The organism is Firmicutes bacterium HGW-Firmicutes-1 (genome assembly GCA_002841625.1).
Classification (GTDB): domain Bacteria; phylum Bacillota; class Clostridia; order Lachnospirales; family Vallitaleaceae; genus HGW-1.
Genome location: PHAG01000013.1, coordinates 53,693 through 72,870, shown reverse-complemented (window position 1 = coordinate 72,870; position 19,178 = coordinate 53,693). Strand labels below are relative to the sequence as shown.

Annotated in this window: 15 protein-coding genes; 12 read left to right on the top strand and 3 right to left on the bottom strand. The window is 34.1% G+C overall.

Features of this window, described 5'->3' with window-relative positions; translation table 11 throughout:
* Positions 1-11 precede the first annotated feature (11 nt).
* Complete coding sequence (locus CVU84_15330; GenBank protein PKM93548.1) at positions 12-1,859, top strand: hypothetical protein; 1,848 nt, start codon at positions 12-14, stop codon at positions 1,857-1,859.
* 230 nt (positions 1,860-2,089) lie between these two features.
* Here CVU84_15330 and CVU84_15325 read toward each other — a convergent pair whose 3' ends face one another.
* The gene (locus CVU84_15325; protein ID PKM93547.1) at positions 2,090-5,338 is read right to left on the bottom strand and encodes a hypothetical protein; all 3,249 of its coding nucleotides are present in this window, start codon (positions 5,336-5,338) and stop codon (positions 2,090-2,092) included.
* Between the two features lie 292 nt (positions 5,339-5,630).
* On the opposite strand from CVU84_15325, the gene CVU84_15320 reads away from it, so the two are divergent.
* From CVU84_15320 to CVU84_15290, 7 genes are all read left to right on the top strand, one after another.
* The gene (locus CVU84_15320; GenBank protein ID PKM93546.1) at positions 5,631-7,244 is read left to right on the top strand and encodes a hypothetical protein; all 1,614 of its coding nucleotides are present in this window, start codon (positions 5,631-5,633) and stop codon (positions 7,242-7,244) included.
* A gap of 155 nt (positions 7,245-7,399) precedes the next feature.
* Entirely contained in the window at positions 7,400-8,089 is a 690-nt protein-coding gene (locus tag CVU84_15315; GenBank protein ID PKM93545.1) for a DNA-binding response regulator, read from the top strand.
* Positions 8,090-8,121: 32 nt separating this feature from the next.
* Complete coding sequence (locus CVU84_15310; protein PKM93544.1) at positions 8,122-9,888, top strand: hypothetical protein; 1,767 nt, start codon at positions 8,122-8,124, stop codon at positions 9,886-9,888.
* 79 nt (positions 9,889-9,967) lie between these two features.
* Complete coding sequence (locus tag CVU84_15305) at positions 9,968-10,627, top strand: hypothetical protein (protein ID PKM93543.1); 660 nt, start codon at positions 9,968-9,970, stop codon at positions 10,625-10,627.
* 9 nt (positions 10,628-10,636) lie between these two features.
* The gene (locus CVU84_15300) at positions 10,637-12,010 is read left to right on the top strand and encodes a hypothetical protein (GenBank protein ID PKM93542.1); all 1,374 of its coding nucleotides are present in this window, start codon (positions 10,637-10,639) and stop codon (positions 12,008-12,010) included.
* Positions 12,011-12,024: 14 nt separating this feature from the next.
* On the top strand, positions 12,025-12,903 hold the full coding sequence (locus tag CVU84_15295) for a hypothetical protein (protein ID PKM93541.1): 879 nt from the start codon (positions 12,025-12,027) through the stop codon (positions 12,901-12,903).
* A gap of 162 nt (positions 12,904-13,065) precedes the next feature.
* Positions 13,066-14,352, top strand: coding sequence for a UDP-N-acetylglucosamine 1-carboxyvinyltransferase (locus CVU84_15290; protein PKM93540.1), 1,287 nt, complete (start codon positions 13,066-13,068; stop codon positions 14,350-14,352).
* Between the two features lie 123 nt (positions 14,353-14,475).
* On the opposite strand, the gene CVU84_15285 is transcribed toward CVU84_15290, so the two are convergent.
* Positions 14,476-14,946, bottom strand: coding sequence for a hypothetical protein (locus tag CVU84_15285; protein PKM93539.1), 471 nt, complete (start codon positions 14,944-14,946; stop codon positions 14,476-14,478).
* 101 nt (positions 14,947-15,047) lie between these two features.
* Here CVU84_15285 and CVU84_15280 point away from each other — a divergent pair, with 101 nt between their 5' ends.
* Entirely contained in the window at positions 15,048-15,527 is a 480-nt protein-coding gene (locus CVU84_15280; GenBank protein PKM93538.1) for a 23S rRNA (pseudouridine(1915)-N(3))-methyltransferase RlmH, read from the top strand.
* Here the strand turns inward: CVU84_15280 and CVU84_15275 are convergent.
* Positions 15,499-17,163: a hypothetical protein gene (locus CVU84_15275; protein PKM93537.1), complete on the bottom strand. Its 1,665-nt coding sequence runs from the start codon at positions 17,161-17,163 to the stop codon at positions 15,499-15,501. The two genes, CVU84_15280 and CVU84_15275, sit on opposite strands and share 29 nt — an antisense overlap.
* Before the next feature lie 67 nt (positions 17,164-17,230).
* On the opposite strand from CVU84_15275, the gene CVU84_15270 reads away from it, so the two are divergent.
* The 3 genes from CVU84_15270 (at position 17,231) to CVU84_15260 (ending at position 19,176) form a co-directional block, all read left to right on the top strand.
* The gene (locus CVU84_15270; GenBank protein ID PKM93536.1) at positions 17,231-17,431 is read left to right on the top strand and encodes a hypothetical protein; all 201 of its coding nucleotides are present in this window, start codon (positions 17,231-17,233) and stop codon (positions 17,429-17,431) included.
* A gap of 517 nt (positions 17,432-17,948) precedes the next feature.
* Positions 17,949-18,119 (top strand): DNA-binding protein, encoded by a 171-nt coding sequence (locus tag CVU84_15265; GenBank protein PKM93535.1) that lies wholly within the window; start codon positions 17,949-17,951, stop codon positions 18,117-18,119.
* A 7-nt stretch (positions 18,120-18,126) separates the two neighbouring features.
* Positions 18,127-19,176 (top strand): DNA (cytosine-5-)-methyltransferase, encoded by a 1,050-nt coding sequence (locus tag CVU84_15260; GenBank protein ID PKM93534.1) that lies wholly within the window; start codon positions 18,127-18,129, stop codon positions 19,174-19,176.
* The last annotated feature ends 2 nt before the right edge of the window (positions 19,177-19,178 follow it).

Genomic DNA, 19,178 nt, shown 5'->3' with positions numbered 1-19,178 from the left:
GTGACATCATAATGAATAGATCTAAAATGTGTTTTTGCCGGTTAAACCTGATAGGAAAGTTAAAATTTAAAAAATATATAATGGCCATTTTAATATTATCTAATTTATCTACAAGTATTACTCCTAGCTCCGGCATAACGCTGACTGCATCTCAGAAGCTGAATGAACTTGGCTTGCTCTCAAACATTTCCTCCGTAGAACTTAATACAACCTTAAATAGAATGGTTGGGTTAACTATGATTTTGAAGTCTATTGGTTATAAGGATGCAGATGCAAATAAGACAACAAATAGCTTAGCCTTTAAGGACTTAACGGGGACTTATAAGTGGGGAGCGGGCTGGGCTAATATTGGCATTGAAGAAAGCATTTCTATGGGTACTTCTAGTACTACCTTTTCGCCAGCACAATTATTATCTAAAAAAGAATTCTTATCTTATCAATTAAGAGTTTTAGGCTATGGTGTTTTAGAGTCATGGGATAATTGTGCCAAGCTGTCAATAGATGCTGGATTAATTAGTTCTGAGAGCGCATTAGCTTCTCCAGAAAGATTTACCAAAGCAGATGCTGCAAATATTATGTATGCAGCTTTAAATTCTAAGATGAAGGAAAAGCCAAGCATAACTTTGGCTGAGTACCTAGTTGATGAAGGTGTTGTAGATAGAGATAAGGCGATGAAACAAAGGTTACTACCACTTAATAAGCCGCAAATAGATTCCATAAGAGCCATTTCTAATACTAGATTAGAGCTAACACTTAAAAGTCCTGTCTATATTTCAAATGTGAGCGATTTTTCGTTAAAGAATGCTTACGGTACTACGGTAAAAGTTTTATCATCTACGCTTTCCGAGGATGGAAAGATTATTTTGTTAACTACAGAAGCCCAATCCACATATGTTACACACACCTTAACAGTTAATGAAAATGCATTAACATATACGTCTACATATGGTGATTTTTCAAAGCCATTTTTAAGCACTATATCAGTTGTTAGTAGCACAAGTTTAAAGCTTACCTACAGTGAAAAAGTTGATAAAAGTGCAATCAATGTTGCCAATTATTCGATCAATGGAATTTATGTAGTAAAAGCAGAATATGAACTAGATTCTGATGACGAGATTATTGAAACTAGCATTTTGCTAACGACAACGAAGCAAACCGCATATACAACATATAAAATAATAGCTTCTAACATTATGGATTTATCTGGAAATTATATTGATATTAACTTTGATGAATTATATTTTTCAGGGAAAGCTACAGATACAACGAAACCTAGAATGTATAGTGCATACCCAATAAAGTCATATAAAATTCAAGTTAACTTTTCTGAGAATGTTGACGAGGCAACGGCAGAGGATCTTGCAAATTATGAACTTACAGGCTTTACAATTATTGAAGCTGTTAGACAAAGCCAACAAGGTGTTGTTTATTTGACCACACTTGAGCAAATGAACGGTGCTTTATGTACTCTTAAAATTAAGAATATCAAAGATCTTGAAGGCAATGAAATAGAATCTACTTATACCTCTTATAACTTCTATGCAACACCAATTGATACATCAAAACCAGGAGTATTAAGTGCCAGTTCAATATCAAATACTACTGTGAAGGTTGTCTTCAGTGAACCAATAAGTGATGAAACAGGAAATATTGAATCAGCATATTATTTTGGAATCAATATTGGTTACCCGACCAAGGTAATTAAGGATACTTCCGTTACCGACGGTTCAGTGTGGATATTAACCACCTTGCCACAAGAAAATATATTGTATACATTAGATGTTACAGGTGTACAAGATTTGACGGGAAATGTATTGAATGAAGATTTAGATACTGCATCTTTTATGGGCATTGAATGATAACTAATATATTATTAATTGTTCTGTATAAATAACAGGATGTTTATTGTAAGAGGATTTTACTTGAAGGAATCTCAATACAAATACTTAAATATAGGGGTAGGTCAACCAGCGTCAAAGTACTAGTAAAAATCGTATCATTATATTAAAAAAACAACCCAACAGCATACACTGTTGGGTTGTTGAGTCTTAATCTTTAACTTATTACTTAACTTCGTTGAAGGCTACTATTAGTCAATAGTGTATGCTCCAGCACCAGCTGCGCCAGCACCACGAGTTCCGTTATCGAAGTCTGCATCAGGAGCATTTGCTGCGGAGTCAACTACTGCTGCGCCTACTAATAATGCGTCGCCAGCAAGAGCTGCGCCTGTAAGAGTTACTGTTGCAACCTTACCATCAGCACTTAATGTTACACTTACGATTGGATTAGCAGGACCAGCAGGTGTAAATGTCCAGTTACCGTTTACTACTGCTGCAGCTGCGTTAACTGCTTCGTTAAATGTTACTGTTAATACAGTTGCTGTACCATTTTCAGTCATAGTAACGATTTGTGGTGCGTAAGTATCTGCTAATGCACCTTTAGTACCATCTTTGTCAGAAGTTGCAGGTGAGTACATGTTTGCAGTTTCTGCGATGTCGTTACCTAAGTCTTTAACACTAATTTTGTTTGCATCTGCTTTAACGCTTACAGATGTTACTACTGGAGTTGCAAGGTTAAGAACCAATGTATCGTTTGCAACTGTTGTTGTAGTGATTGTTACTGAAGAAACTGTGATTACTTGGCCACCTGATTCAACTGTAAAGTCGTCAGTGTATAATCCGAGGATTGTAGCATCTACTGCTTCTGAGAATTTAAGGTTAACTTTTGAAGCATCTGCACCAGCAGTTATTGTTAATAATGATGGAGCGATCATGTCTTCATATACATTCTTAGCTGCGAATGCTGTAATAATTGTTCCGTAAATATTAGTTGATGTTTGAGCTACAGATGTTAATTGTGCACCAGTACCTGCTGCTTTGATAGCTGTCATTTTTGCTGCATTTGTGAATTCAAGAACAATCTTTTTACCAGAGATATATCCTGAATCTGGAGTTTGACCAGCTACTTGGAAATCAGCTATTGCTAATGCTGTAATGTTTTGATCTAATTCAAATTCAGCAGTTACTTTACCTGAAGCTGAAGTTAATTTAAAAGTATCTGTTACATAATCTGGTTTAACTGTACCTGCACCAGCAGCAGCAATTACGTTAGTTGAAGAAATGTTAGATAACATGTTACCAGCTATGTCTTTTACATTTCCAGTTACTATTTTAATGACACTGTATTCTGTTGCAGCTGCGCCATTAACTTGGTAAGAAGAAGGGAATGTAATTTCAACTGATTTGTTATCAGGTCCTGCTACGATTGTTGTTCCTCCTGGAAGAGCACGTGTTACAGGTGTTCCAGCGTTGTCAATGTAGTAGTAGTTAGCAGAGTTTGTTAATGTTGCAGTGTCCATAGCTTCTGAGAATAATACTGCTACCTTTTGTGATGGAGAAGCACCGATTTGAAGAGCTTCTGTTACTGTAGGAGCTACATCATCTTTTCCGTTAAATGTTGCAGTATGAGTATCCATTGCGTTTGGAGTTGCTGCAGTGTCTACGATATTTTTGATTTCTAAAGTATAGTTAGAACCTGTTAAAGCTGGAGTTGTAAGATCGTAAGTGTCAGTTGGAGTTGATCCAACAGCAGCAGGTGCAATTGAAAGAGAAACTGTAGCACCAGTACTATCTTTTAATTTGTAGTTTGCTAAGTTTACTGCGTAAGCATTAGCAACTGCTTCACTAAATTTAACTCTAACTTTTGTGTTTGTAAGTGCAGAAACACTTGTTACTGTAGGTTTAATAGTATCATTTGAAGCATTAAAAGAAATTCTTGAGTCTTCACTTGAATTTAATTTGTTGCCATAAGAATCTTTTACGGTATCTTTTACGATTGTAAGAACGTTAGCGCCTGTAGAGATACTTGGAACACCTGTAAATTTAACTACTGTGTCATTTGTTCCAGTTTTGAAAGTACCTACTACTGTTAATACTGTTCCATTCATTTTGTAGCTTGTTTCTGTTAACGCACTTGTATCCATGCTTCTGTCATATGTTACATAGATTGTTCCGTTTGTTTCTCCAGCAACACTTACTACTGAAGGAGCATTTGTTACAGAAACTACTGTAAATCCAATCACTTGTTCTGATAACTTGAAGCCTGCTGCGTCGATTAAATCAGTTGTATTGCCTTCAAGAACTGTTAAGTTATGAGCGCCAGCAGCAATAGCTGTATTGAAGTTTAATTCGATTTTGTTTGCATATACAGGAGCGTTAGCTGTAGCGTTAATAGCAGTTGCACTTGTAAATGCCATGTTTGTTAAGTATTGACCATCAATTTTAAATTTAGTACCTGCAGCAGCGATGAAAGCAGCTGGTATTTTTACTGTTTCAGTAAATTCTACTGTTAACTTTTTGTTGCCTGTTACAGTTACAGATTTAACTGTAGGAACAGCTACGTCTGAGAAAGTCATTTCTTGAGATAATGTTGGCACTGTTTCAACAGAAGCGTTATCACCGAATACTACATTAGCTTTTACTTTAAAGATTGCTTTTGCATATTGAGTTTTAGCTACGTCTAAATTGATAACAAGTGTTTTCATATCTGCTTGAAGTTCGAATTTGTTATCTGTAGTAAGATCAACGCCACCAAGTGAGTAGTTTGCAGCTGTTTCAGCTGAAGTTTCATCTACTGGTTGTGTGAAGGTAACTACGATTTGGTTAAGGTTAAGTGCTGTTATTGATGATACTGCTAATGGTACATAAGCTGACTTAACACCAGCTGCAATAGCCTTAGCTTCAGTAGTAACACCTTTTGTGATTAATTGATCAATCATTTTAACCGCAGGTGTAACCCCTTGAATAGTTGCAGTTAATGCAGCGAACATAACTTCAGCAGCATTCGTTTTCGTATAAGTTGTAGCGTCTAGTAAGTCACCAGCTGAAACAAGACCAGCTGAAACCGCTAATGTAGCTGCGTTGTCCCATGCTTGAGTTGTGTCATAGCCCAATGCTCTTAATTGGAAAGCTACAAATTCTTTTTCAGTTAACTTTGCTGTAGGAGCGAAAGTTGTAGCTGAAGTACCAACTGTGATTCCTTTTGAGAATGCAAGAGCTGCCCAGCCTGCTGACCATCCTTTCACATCTGTAAAAGGTGATGTTGCAACAGCTGCATCTGCATCTGCTTGTGTGTAGCCTAATGATTTAAGAATCATTGTAAGGCCAATCTCTCTTGTTAATTCTGCACTAAGCTCTGCGTCTGTTACATTTAGAAGTAGACCAAGATCGTTAAGCTTAGAAGCGTTAGTTGCCTCTGCTGCAAATGCGAATGTTGAACTAGATAATATAATCGCAAGTGCTAACACGGAAGCAGTGAGTTTTTTTAATAATGTTCTCATTAAAATACGTCCTCCTTAAAATTTGGGTTTATAAGTTTTCAATGTGCTCCTGCCTTATGGTGACTACTTATGTCAACCGCGGCATATGTGTATTGTATTATTATTTCACAACTTATTCAAGAATCAAATTTTCCCAACACGAAAACCCTTGATAAACAACGGTTCTTCATAACCTATATAGGATGCACAGGTGTATTTCAAACAAAAAGACTTTACAAATTATTGTAAATATGTTAAGATTTAATAAAGTTGTTACAAAAGTGTTACGTAAAAAGAGTTAGGAGGTAAACGAGTGCATCTAATTAGTAAAGTTAAAAAATATATCTCGACTATTCGCAGAAAAGAGCTTGCATTATATATAACTGTTCTAGTAGTAGTATTAGGAACAATCACATTAACATCCACAGCATTTAATTATAGGAACACACATAATCAAGGTGTTCAAGAAGCGTGGGCGACCAATAGCTTTAGAATTTTTATCAATGGTGAAAATCTAGGTTTGGTAGAGACAAGAGAGCAAGGCGAAGCGGCTATTAAACAAGCAATAGACAACTTAAGTCAAGAACTTGGGTATAATCCAGATGTAGCACCAGACATTAAGTATTTTGAAGAGTTTTCTGCAACTAAGGAATACGCAATTACTGAAGACTTAGTTTCGGATATGCAACTTGCGATTAAGGAAGGTATTGATGTAATTAAAGTTAAGGCCTATGCAATGAGGATAGGTGAAGACTTTGTAATCGCAGTTGAGAATGAAGATGCAGTAAGAAAGGTACTTCAGAATGCACAAGATTCTTATGTATCCGATCAAACGCAGTTTAACGTTACGCTAAGTATTAACCCCTACAATAGTATGGTAGAAACACCAAAGATCGTATCTGCGAAAGAATCACTTGATAATGACAGAAGCTTCGCTACAGCTGCTGAAACTAAGAATGTTGAAAATTCGACTTTAGCAGAAGGCACTTTGACAGGTGCAGGAGATCCTAACAAAGGGAAAACGGTTGGGGTAGAATTTACCGAGGAAGTTGTTATAGTAGAAACCTTTGTTGATGCTACTAAGATATTATCTATTGAAGAAGCGACAGAGCTTATTACAAAAGAAAATCAAGAACCTCAAAAATATATGGTTAAGTCAGGGGATTGTCCTTCAACAATAGCATCTGACAATAATATGTCTTTAGATACTTTAATTCAAATGAATCCTAGCTTAGATAACAATGAGCTAATTAAAATTGGCGAAGAATTGATTGTAATGGTGCCAGAACCTGAGCTTTCCATTACAACAACAGAGGAAGTCGTATACAAGGCTCCTATTGAAAGAAAGACTACCTATGTTGACAACGCTAATAAATATGTAGGTTCTAACACTGTAATCGATGCTGGTGCTGATGGTGAAAAACAAATCACGGCTTTGGTTAAAAAGGTGAATGGGAATGAAGTAAGCAGGACAACTTCTAAAGAAGAAATACTGAAAGAACCTAAAGATAAAGTAATTGAAAAAGGTACAAAAGCATTGCCTTCTAAGGGCGCAACGGGATCTTATATAATGCCGTTATCAAGCTATACCTTGTCTTCGGGATATGGATATAGATGGGGTGGTTTCCATTATGGGATTGACCTTGCAGCTTCAACAGGAACTACAATTAGAGCTGCCGATGGAGGAGTTGTAACTTTTGCTGGCTGGTCTGGTGGTTACGGAAACTTGGTTATTGTTGATCATGGTAATGGAGAAACTACAAAATATGGTCACTGCAGCAGTATTAGTGTATCTGAAGGCCAACAAGTTGGCCAATATCAAGAAATTGCAAAAGTAGGTAGTACAGGACAGAGTACAGGACCTCATTGCCATTTCGAAATAAGATTCGATGGTACTCCAGTAAATCCTATGAATTATATAAATTAATGAATATATAGGAGATAAGGCACACCCGATAAATGGTGTGCCTTTCTTGTTCTTGAGTAGGAAGTGTAGATTATTCTTTACTAAATGCATTTGTTTTGGTATGATTTTCTTAGAAACCATAGATGAGGAAGAAGAAATTTTAAAAGGGGTGGAATATGAATAATACAATATTGGTAGTTGATGATGAAAAGGCTATTGTAGATATCTTAGAGTTTAATTTAAGACGTGATGGATATGAAGTAATTAAGGCATATAATGGAGAAGACGGGTTAAAACTATTTCGCGAGAAGAACCCGGATTTAGTACTTCTAGACATTATGATGCCAAAAATAGATGGATTACAAGTATGTAAGGAAATTCGCAGTGAATCCAATACACCTATTATCATGTTAACTGCTAAAGCAGAGGAAGTAGATAAGGTGATTGGCTTAGAATTTGGTGCAGATGATTATGTAACGAAGCCTTTTAGTGTGAGAGAAGTGCTTGCTAGAGTGAAAGCAAATATTAGAAGACGTGCCATGGATGTGAAGGAACTTGACCAGGCAAAAGAACTAACCTTTGATCATATGGTTATCAACTTAGATAGATATGAAGTAAGGAAAAGCGATGTAGTGATTGACCTAACCGTTAGAGAATATGAGCTACTGGTATTCTTAGCTACTCAAAAGGAACAAATATTTACAAGAGAGCAGCTGCTAGAAAAGGTATGGGGCTATGAGTACTTTGGTGATGTAAGAACAGTAGACGTGACAGTGAGAAGATTAAGAGAAAAGGTCGAGGAAGATTCCTCTAATCCAAAGTACGTATTAACCAAAAGAGGTATTGGATACTATTTTAAAGGATAGGGATTCCTTCTATAACAAAGGCAGGATAAACAATGGCAAATAGTATAAAGTGGAGAATGATCATCATATATGTTCTTTTGGTCATCATCGTAATGATCATGAGTGGTTCTTTAATCATTTGGCAAACAAGTAGTAATGAATATAAAAATATGAAAAAAGAGTTAGAGCAAAATGCAAATCTAATAAAGCATTATATCGACGATGAAGCAAACCCCGATGAAATAGGAAACTCTTTAAAGCAATTTATTGAAACAAATAGCAATGTTTATTATGATAAAAAAATATATTTACTAGATAAAAAAGGTGATATTGTTTTTCCAAATTCGGAAAAGCTAGCTACAGATAGCTTTTATTATCCTCAAGTAATGGGTGCGTTGTATGGAGATAAAACTGATAAGCTAGATAGCGTCCACTTGGATGGAGCAGCAGTTGAGTATAGGGGATTTGCAAGCGCAGTATATTATGAGGATAAAGTGGAATATGTCGTTTACATATTAGCCTCAACAGAAAAAATAAAGTCTATGCTTCAGGATATTGTTCAAGTAATTGTCCTTGTAATGATTCTGGCAATTGCTATGGCAGGTGTATTAGGTTACCTTTTTTCTGGATTTTTAACGAAGCCAATTAGTATTTTAACAAAAAAAGCTAAGGATATGGCTGCTGGTCATTTAGATGATCCAATCAGGCTCTATTCAAATGATGAAATTGGGCAATTAACAGATAACTTTAACACTATGGCGGCTTCCTTAAAAGATACATTGGAGCAGATTTCCGGTGAAAAAAACAAGCTAGAAATTGTATTTTCACATATGACCGATGGCATATTGGTTTTTGATAAAGATGGTGTACTAACCCATTATAATCCTGCTTCTGTTGACATGTTAAAGATTACAGCACAAAAGACCTACAAAGATGTTTTTTCTGAATATTCAGAAGTGCCTTATAGAACAATATTTAATAAGGTAATGAATGATGCGGTGCAACATATCATTAAAGTTGGCGCACGTTATTATAATCTTTGTCTTGCTAAGTTCTTGAGTCAATCAGAAACCCAGGTTGGAATGATCTGTGTTATTCAAGATATTACAGAACATAAAAAGCTAGAAGAAATGCAAAAAGAGTTCGTTGCAAACGTATCTCACGAACTAAGAACGCCATTAACTACTATAAAAAGTTATACGGAAACCCTATTAGATGGAGCGCTTAATGAAAAAGACGTTGCTATGAATTTTTTAAATGTGATTAATTATGAAGGGGATAGGATGACGGCACTTGTGCAGGATTTACTCGACCTATCTAAGCTCGATAACAAGCAAACTACCTTCATTATGGAAGAACTTAACCTCAATATGTTGTTAGAGGAAAGTATAGAAAAATACCAGATTCATGCTGATAAAAAGAGTCAAAAGTTGAATTATCATCCAAGCAAAGCTGTATATAAGGTGGTTGGTGATGCAAATAGAATTGAACAGGTTATTAAAAATATTATTTCGAATGCTGTTAAGTATAGTCCGGAAGATTCCACTACAGATGTAAATATATATGAACAAGAAAACTATGCAATCATTAAAATTCAAGACACAGGGTTTGGAATCCCAGAAGAGGACGTGCCAAGAATATTTGAAAGATTTTACCGCGTTGATAAGGCTAGATCGAGGGAAATGGGAGGTACAGGCTTAGGACTTTCAATTGCCAAAGAAATCATGGAATATCATGGAGGACAAATAACCTTCACCAGTATATTTGGAAAGGGAACCTGCTTCTTTCTAAGTTTTCCCATGGTAAGTGTTAGGAAATAGTTATGGGTTTGTAATGAAACTGTAACATTGGTTTTGTATAATTATGGTACTAACGAATTCTATCGAAGGAGGTGTACGTATGTATTTGAAAAAGATAGTTTTTCTAGCGGCTTTTTTGTTGATGGCATTCAGTTTTTCTATAAGTGCATATGCTGCGCCAGATAATGATCAGGATACATTTTTTCTAACCTTTAAAATTGATCAAGGTGACCTTTCAGAAAAGGCAACAAAGGGAAGCTTAGGGTTATATTCAGTTTCCAAGGATGGAAAAAGTATATCAAAGGATGATATCGAAGATATTGATGATTACAAGGTTTTTGTTTTAAATAAAGGATATAGTAAGTTTTCTATTATTACGTTTGCAGATGAGAAGATATTATCTGGCAAGGGTGATGAACAAACAATAGTTGGTGTAAATGTTTTTAATGTTTCGAAAAATGGAAACGTTATGACTTCTGACCAATCAATACAAAAAATTGGTGCCTCTGGAGTGTATAATTCGTCTGTCCGCCTAAAGACAGGAGAGAATCATATAGTCATTGCGGTTAAGAAAGGTGACTTGATTTTGTATAGGTTATTTAAGATTACTGTTAAAGAAGAGAAAACAAAAGACAACCTAGAAAATCTTCAAATTAATTTATTTCAACCAGAAAAGACTGCACCAAGCGAAACAAAAACAACACAAGGTTCAATGATTAAGCAAATGATTGAATCTCCAGTGAATTCTTGGAGTAAATAAGGTGGCTTTATGAATAAATCAGTAGTAAAATCCTTAATTTTAGGCTTATTAATTTTGACTAGTATTTACCAAATAATAACGTTATGGTTTGATAATATATCAGACCGTAACTTTTTTTATAGTTTTCTGGATAAGACCGTAGCGATCATAAGTGAGCCTAAAGGGCAACCGGATAGAGCTTATATGGCAGAACCACATATGCTTGGCGTGTTTTTAGGCGCCTCGGATAAGGATTTCACGATTATTCAGAAGAAAAATTTAGATTATGACAAACTCTTAACAGCGAGTATGAAAGCTTTTACAAAAGTGTTAAGCAAGGGTAAGTTAGAAGATGTTTATGAAGAAGATAGTAAGCTGTGGCAAAGCAGAGGGTTGATCTTTGCACTATCTTTGTCTATGACGAAAGAAGCACTAGCAAGGGACTTAAATGTGAGTGAATCATCGTTTAAGAATCTTTCCTCAACCAAAACGATGGGTTTAATCCCTGCAAAAGAAAAAACGGATAAAATTAAGGCATATTTCATAGATGATCAAACAGGTGATGTATACGTCTTTTCCCTAGGTCAAAATGAACTAAGGGAAGAAAACAAGAGTATTAAAGCCTATATAAATAAAATGGAAGACAAAAGTTTTCCGCCGTATATATCTTCTTTGAAAAATGATATTGAACAATTTAATGAAAATATTTTACTGCCTTTGCCGACTGAAAACCTGCAATATAACAATGGCTTAAGCTTTAGTACCCCTTTTATTACAGATGAAAATTTTGAAAAAGAGGACTTGGAAAAATTTGTAAACGGTTTTTTTGATACGCCCAATGTTAAATGGACAATACCAAACATAGATGTTATGATTTATGGTGATGATGATACCATAGTCAAATACAACAATGGTGCAGTATTTGAGTATTCAAGCGTTTTAAGTGATAACAATACCTCTTTAAATGTTTCGGAATGCTTCAATGTTGCAGAAACCTTTTTAGCGAAAGATGTTCTTCTATCGACTCAAGATTACTATCTGAAAGCCTATACAGTATTAGATAAAAAAACAATTTTTTATTATAAATATGGATATGATGGGTTGCCATTACTCATGGATCAGCAAAAGTTAACAAATATTCACATGAAATATCCTATGGAAATTACAGTTGAAAATGGGAAAGTTGTAAAATATAAAAGGGTACTTATTGCAATCAATGGGTTAGAAGGTCAAGAAGTGTTTAAAAGTAGGTTAGAAGATGCTTTAAATAGCTTTATTGGTAGCTTTGATGTGGGTAAAGGGGAACTTGAAGACATGTGTTTGGGGTATGTAATGGAAGAAAACAAGGCCAAATTGATGTGGATTATTAAATTCAATGGTAAGTTTCATACACTTGAACTTTAAACAAGGAGGTCTATATGAACTGGAATAAAATAATGAACATATTTATTGGTTTTTTTTTAATAATGAATATTTGTATTTTTTATATAAGTTACAACAACAATCAACAAAAGCATACTTTATCGCCTGAACGTACGCAGCAGCTGCGAGAAATACTATATAAGAATGGTTTTGCATTATATTCTCATGTTCCAGAGAACTTTCCAATGAGAAAAGTTGTTTTACATGAGCCTCAAATAAACAAAGAAATGATCGCAGAAGTGATTTTTAATGGAGAGTCCTTTAAAACGGAATTTACAGCTGAAGCTGAAAAATATACTTCAAACAATCAAGAGCTAAAGTATTTAAAAGGCAATCAAAAAGGAATTCTGTCTTATACAGGCACCAATGATAACTATATACCTAAAACCTATACACAGAAAGATATAGAGGAAGTTGGAGAGAAATTTGCGGAGGATATTACTCTTTCGGTACCAAATCTTGAGCTAACCTTTAGTAAAGTATATGACGATTATTATGTATTGGAATATAATGAAGTTTATAAAGATGAGATTATTTTTTGTAATTATGTTAAAATGAAAATATCATCAAAGGGCGTTGAACAGGCTAACATATTAAGGTATGCACCTGTTGAATTCGCTGGTAAGAAAGAGAAGTTATATCCTGTTGATGAAGCCTTATATAATTTTGTGGACAGCATAGAATTAGATGAAGGTGAATTATATTCTATTAAAAGCATTGATCTTGGATATGATATTAGTAGCAATTCTTTTGGAGAAAACATTTTGGCAGAAGCAATTCCATATTATAGAATTAAGCTACACAATGAATTTGTATTTTATATTAATGCATATACCAATGAGCTTAGGTCAAAAAGCCTTGAAAGCATGAAATAATAATTAAGTGAAACAGACAAAACGCCCTCTTTATTTCTTACTAGAATAAGTTATAATCTTTTGGAAATAATACAATTATTGTAAGGAAATAATTTTTCTTTTACATTTGAGGGGATTTATGTTATAATCTAGGTGTTTATAAAATGAACTATGAGGTGTAAAATGGAACAATTGATTATAAATGGTGGTAAAAGGTTAAATGGAACGGTTTCTGTAAGTGGAGCTAAGAATGCAGCGCTTGCAATTATTCCTGCGTCCATACTATGCAAGGATGTGTGCATTATTGAAAATGTACCATGTGTTAATGATATTTCTGTCTTATTAGATGCAATGATAGAATTAGGTGTGAAAGTGAATCATATTGACGAACATACCATTAGAATTGATGCAAGAAAAATAAATACAATCCGTGTAAATTATGAACATATCAATAAGATTCGTGCATCCTATTATTTATTAGGTGCATTGTTAGGGAGATTTAAAGAAGCAGAAGTAGCATTACCAGGTGGTTGTAATATTGGAAATAGACCAATAGATCAACACATTAAAGGCTTTGAGGCGCTCGGTGCAGAGGTTTCTATCGAACATGGAATGATTAATGCAAAGGCTGAAGCGTTAATAGGGAGCAATATATATTTAGATGTTGTTAGTGTAGGTGCTACCATTAATATTGTTTTAGCTGCTGTTCTTGCAGAAGGCTTAACAGTGATTGAAAATGCAGCTAAAGAACCTCACATAGTAGACGTTGCTAATTACTTAAATAGTATGGGTGCAGACATTAAAGGTTCAGGAACAGATACAATTAAAATTCATGGTGTGAAGAAGCTACATGGTACTCAATATATGATGATCCCAGATCAAATTGAAGCTGGAACGTATATGGTGGCAGGCGCAATCACAGGTGGAGATGTAACGGTTACCAATTTGATACCTAAGCATATGGAAGCAATTTCTGCAAAGCTAAAGGAAATGGGTGTTGGCATTGAAGAGCTTGATGAGGGAATCAGAGTATTTATGAAGGAACCTCTTAAGAGCATACATGTAAAGACATTGCCGTATCCAGGATTTCCTACAGATATGCAACCACAAATTACAGCACTACTTGCAACGACTAAGGGTACAAGCTTAATGACAGAAGGTGTATGGGAAAATAGGTTCCAATATACGGATGAATTAAATAGAATGGGTGCTAATATTAAGGTTGAAGGTAGTACGGCATTCATTACAGGTGTTCAAGGCTTAACAGGTGCAGAGGTAACTTCAACAGATTTAAGAGCTGGTGCCGCACTTGTGTTGGCAGGACTCGCAGCAGAAGGCCGAACAGTAATTAATCATGTAGACTATATAGATCGTGGATATGAACATATTGAAATCAAGCTTCAAAAGCTAGGTGCAAATATTTGTCGAGTATCTTCAGAAGGTAAAAAAGATTTATTTAAGGTTATATAGGTGCTTTATTTGTAATAACAGTTGGATGTTTGTAGTTACGAATAAACGGCAGGGTACTAAAATACCTTTTCATAATTATAATACAAAAAAATGAAGTGCTCTTATATTAAGGAGCACTTTTCTTTATTTAAATCCAGCTCTTCGTAATGAATTATAATATGCCATATCGGAGGTTTTAATGTGATCAGTTATCCACAATTGAACAAAGTGTAAAGTGGTTTCTGACAGGACGATTTTTCCAGTATGGAAGCCATTAATCATTTCACGAGCTTTTTTCTGGAATTTTTGATGTTGCTCTATATGGGATTTCGTATCAACATAATTTGCTAGCTTAAACATATTTTCTTCGGTTTCAAAGTGAGTTAGAGCATATTCCATAAACTCTTTTATAATTAAATTGATTAGCTCCTTCGGCTTAGAATCAACAAGTGCATCAACTAGCTTATTATATAAATCAGCAATCTTTTTATGTTGATAATCAATTACTTGAATTCCGATTTGTAGTGAGTCATCCCAAATAATTCGAGACATAAGGTACGTCCTTTCTTCAAATTCAATATGTCTAGGCTCAACATAGTAGAGTATTTGAATCATTAATATATATTATATTTTAGTTAAATTAACTGATAATGTCAAGTAAAGGCTACTTAGGAGTATATATAATTTGAATAAAGGATGAGCAAGGAGGTAATAAATTGAAAATTACATTGATTACAGTTGGTAAATTAAAGGAAGATTACTTGAAAAATGCGGTACAGGAATACGAAAAAAGATTAAGTAGATACTGTAAATTAGACATTGTGGAGCTTGCTGACGAAAGAGCACCAGAGAATATGTCTATTTCCCAGGAAATAGAAGTTAAAAATAGAGAAGGTAGTCGTATAATGAGATATATGAACCCTTCTTCTTATGTGATAGCCCTTGCAATAGATGGTGCCCACAAATCTTCAGAGGAATTGGCAAGTCATATTGAGAAGCTTGGAGTTCAAGGAAATGGTCATCTAACTTTCGTTATCGGAGGATCTTTGGGGCTATCTGACGAAGTTTTACAGCAATGCAATGAAAAGTTGAGCTTTTCGAAGATGACCTTCCCCCATCAATTAATGAGAGTCATTTTGCTAGAGCAGGTATATAGGTGTTTTAGGATTAACTTAGGTGAGCCGTATCATAAGTGACCTCAAAATGGGTTTGATCTTCCTCAGTATGAAAATTCATTAAATTTATGTCATTTAAACATAGAATAATTTCCTCAGAAAGTCGTTCCTCTATACGGTCACTTCTCTTAATTTTAATTTCTTTTATTAATGAATGAATCAATGTTTTTTGTATTTCAAAGGTGGCTATTGAAAATAGATTTTCAAAATTCTGTAATACTAAAGTGATTTTCTCAATATCCATTTTACTATTACTAATATTATTGATTTGTTTAGTTATCTCATTTTTTTCGCTAATTAATTTCATTTGTTCGTTATTTAGCGCTACTAATTTCTCCTTTATTTTTTCTATTTTAAGTGTTTTTAATATTTCTTCATCGGCCGCATATTCATAATATTTATCTTCTGCACCAATATTTTTTTTAAGCTTCTGTTCAGTTAATTTTAATTGAGCCTCCAATTCTTTTGTATCAGATGAATTCGAGAGGCGTTTATTTAGTATTTCATATAAATTTGGTGAATTAATAAATCTAGAAATTCTTTTTATTACTTGATCTTCTAAGGTAGCTGCTTTGACGAGATTTGGTTTGCAAATAGCTTTTTTATTGGCCCATTGTGAACACGCATAATATCTATAGTATACTATACCACCATTTTTTAGGGCACCTTTAGTCCTATGACTCACCATACTTGCTCCGCAGACTGGACATTTTGCTAAACCTGATAATAGGTAATGAAGATTTGTGATTTTTTCAGGAGCTTTTTTCCCTTTGCGAATTTCTCTTGTAAGTTCCCAAAGTTCTTCAGAAATTATTGATTCATGAATGCCTTCTGAGAGCGTGTAATTATTTGTAGTACCCTTTCTACGCTCCTTTTCCCAATTTAGTTGTTTCCCCCATCGTATATATCCCGCATAAACGGGGTTATCAAGTATAGTTTTTATAGTGGCATAACTCCAACTTTTATTGTTTTTGGTGGAAAATTCGTCTAGATTATTATTTAAAAACCTACAAATTCTTGAGTACCCACAGCCTTGTTTTGTATACATATCGAATATTTTAAGAACTGTTTGTTTTTCTTTCTCATTTATAATAAGTCCTTTTTCAGATGAATAATCATAACCAATAGCAGGTTTTCCACCATTCCACTTTCCTTCTTCTGCTCGCTTTTTCATCCCAAGTCTTGATTGTACAACTATGTTTTCTCGTTCCATTTCAGCAAACGCTCCTACTAAATAGAAAAAAAATCGTCCCATATTAGTGCTTGTATCTATTTTATCTGTGATACTAATTAATACAACATCATTCTTTTGGAGATGCTTTACTATATCAACTAAATCGCCCATATTTCTGCTGATTCTAGATAATTTCCATATTATTATGGCATCTATATTATTAACTTTAATATCTCGCAACATATCCTTTAAAGCTTCTCGTTTATCGATAGATGTTCCCGTAATACCTGCATCACAATATTTTTTCTCAATGCTAATTTTTCGATACCTACAATAATCTTCAATTTCATCAACCTGGGCTTCAAGAGAATAACCTTCTGTCTGTTCTTCGGTTGAAACGCGAGTATAAATATATGCGGTTTTTATTTCTTTGTCAACGGTGTCTTTAACATCTTTTTTAAATTCATCCATAAATTTACTCATAAATATTTCACCTCACAGGATTATGATTATTATATTATAACACAGTAGTTAAAGAGTTCCACATAATGTGAAACTCCTTCATATAACTTATCTGTCTGATCTAACTCAGCTAGCTCAACTAACGCATCTAACTGATCTAACTCATTTATCTCGTCTAATTCATCTAATTCATTTAGCTCATCTAAATCATCTAATTCATTTAGCTCATCTAAATCATCTAATTCATTTAATTCATGTGAAGCATCTGTTATACTCGATACATAAATAATTAGAGCTATTAATGAATCTAAAAAATGATTCAGATCGTGTTTTTCCTCTCTATTACTTAAAATTAAATCTATTCTGTCCATTTCTAAAACTCCCCCTTATATTTTTAATATGATAAACCTCCTTTATTCTAGATTATTATTGATTATAACTATTCAAATATCTAAAGTCCAATTTTACTCCAAAAAGTTTGAAAGAATTATTTAGCAACTTTTTTTATACTATGTATAAAGTTCCTGTGATAAGAAATTTTTAAGTAAGATTAAGGGTTCATGAATATATCAGGTCTTTCATGTTTTACATATTGAGACTCAAATCAAAAAAACATATCAAATCAAGCAATATATATTTGAATATATTGCTATTATGAAATTATTAAGCATAATCCTATGGTATTAGAGTTGCATTCTCTTATGATTAGATATTTATAAAACAAAAAACAATCTGTTCATGTGCTTGCAATTGTTCGCCCCGTGGAATATAATATTAACAAGATATATATTTTGGAAGGTGATTTTGTGAAATATATCACGGCTCGCGAAGCTGCAAAAAAATGGGGTATTACTCAACGGAGAGTACAAATTCTTTGTTCTGATAATAGAATCCAAGGAGTATTCAAGTTGGGAGAAAATTGGGCAATACCAAGAGATGCGGAGAAACCACAAGACTCAAGAAAGAAGAGGCTTTAGACTAAATATGGGAAAAAGAGTTTTTACAGCAATAGATTTGTTTTGCGGATGTGGGGGGTTGTCTTATGGGTTTAAAAAAGCAGGATTTAAGGTATTATTAGGAATTGATAATGATGCTGCAGCGCTTAAAACATTTGAACTAAACCATAAAGGATCTAAGCATATTTGTGGAGATATCACGCAGATTTCATATCAAGAAAACATCAAGCCATTAATAGGTAATAAAAAAATCGATTTGATCATAGGAGGTCCACCCTGTCAAGGTATGTCACTTTCAGGGAATAGACTATTTGAAGATCCTAGAAATAAATTGTATTTATCATATATTAGATTAGTAGATGAGATAAGACCTCAAGCGTTCGTTATTGAAAATGTTCCTGGTTTAGTTGGACTTTTCAAAGGTGAAATTAAAGAAAATATTTTAAAAAAATTTGCAGATATGGGTTACATAGTTAGCTTTAAAATTCTTTGTGCAGCAGATTATGGTGTTCCCCAAAACCGAAAAAGAGTATTTTTTGTTGGTTTAAAAGACAAAGAATTTATATTTCCAAAGGAGTTTGATAATAAAGTTACATGTGAAATGGCAATATCCGATTTATTTCCATTGGAATTTGAATTGGGGAAAGAAGTTGATGGTTACTATACCTTGCCACAAAATGAGTACCAAAAGTTAATGCGTAAAAATTCTGAAAATGTATATAATCATGTAGCTGCAAGACATTCAGAGAAAGTTCAGAATATTATTTCGCTGGTTCCAGATGGATGCAATTACAAAAGTCTGCCTGATGAATTTAGAAGTACTAGGAATTTTAATGTTGCATGGACAAGGTTTGGTAGTAATAAACCAGCACCAACAATTGACACAGGGCATAGACATCATTTTCATTATAAATACAATCGAGTACCAACTGTAAGGGAATGTGCAAGGATTCAATCCTTTCCTGATATCTTTGTTTTTTGGGGAAATAAGACCCAGCAGTTTAGACAAGTAGGAAATGCTGTTCCTCCATTAATGGCTCAACGCATAGCAGAGGATTTAATAAAATATTTGAGGTAGAA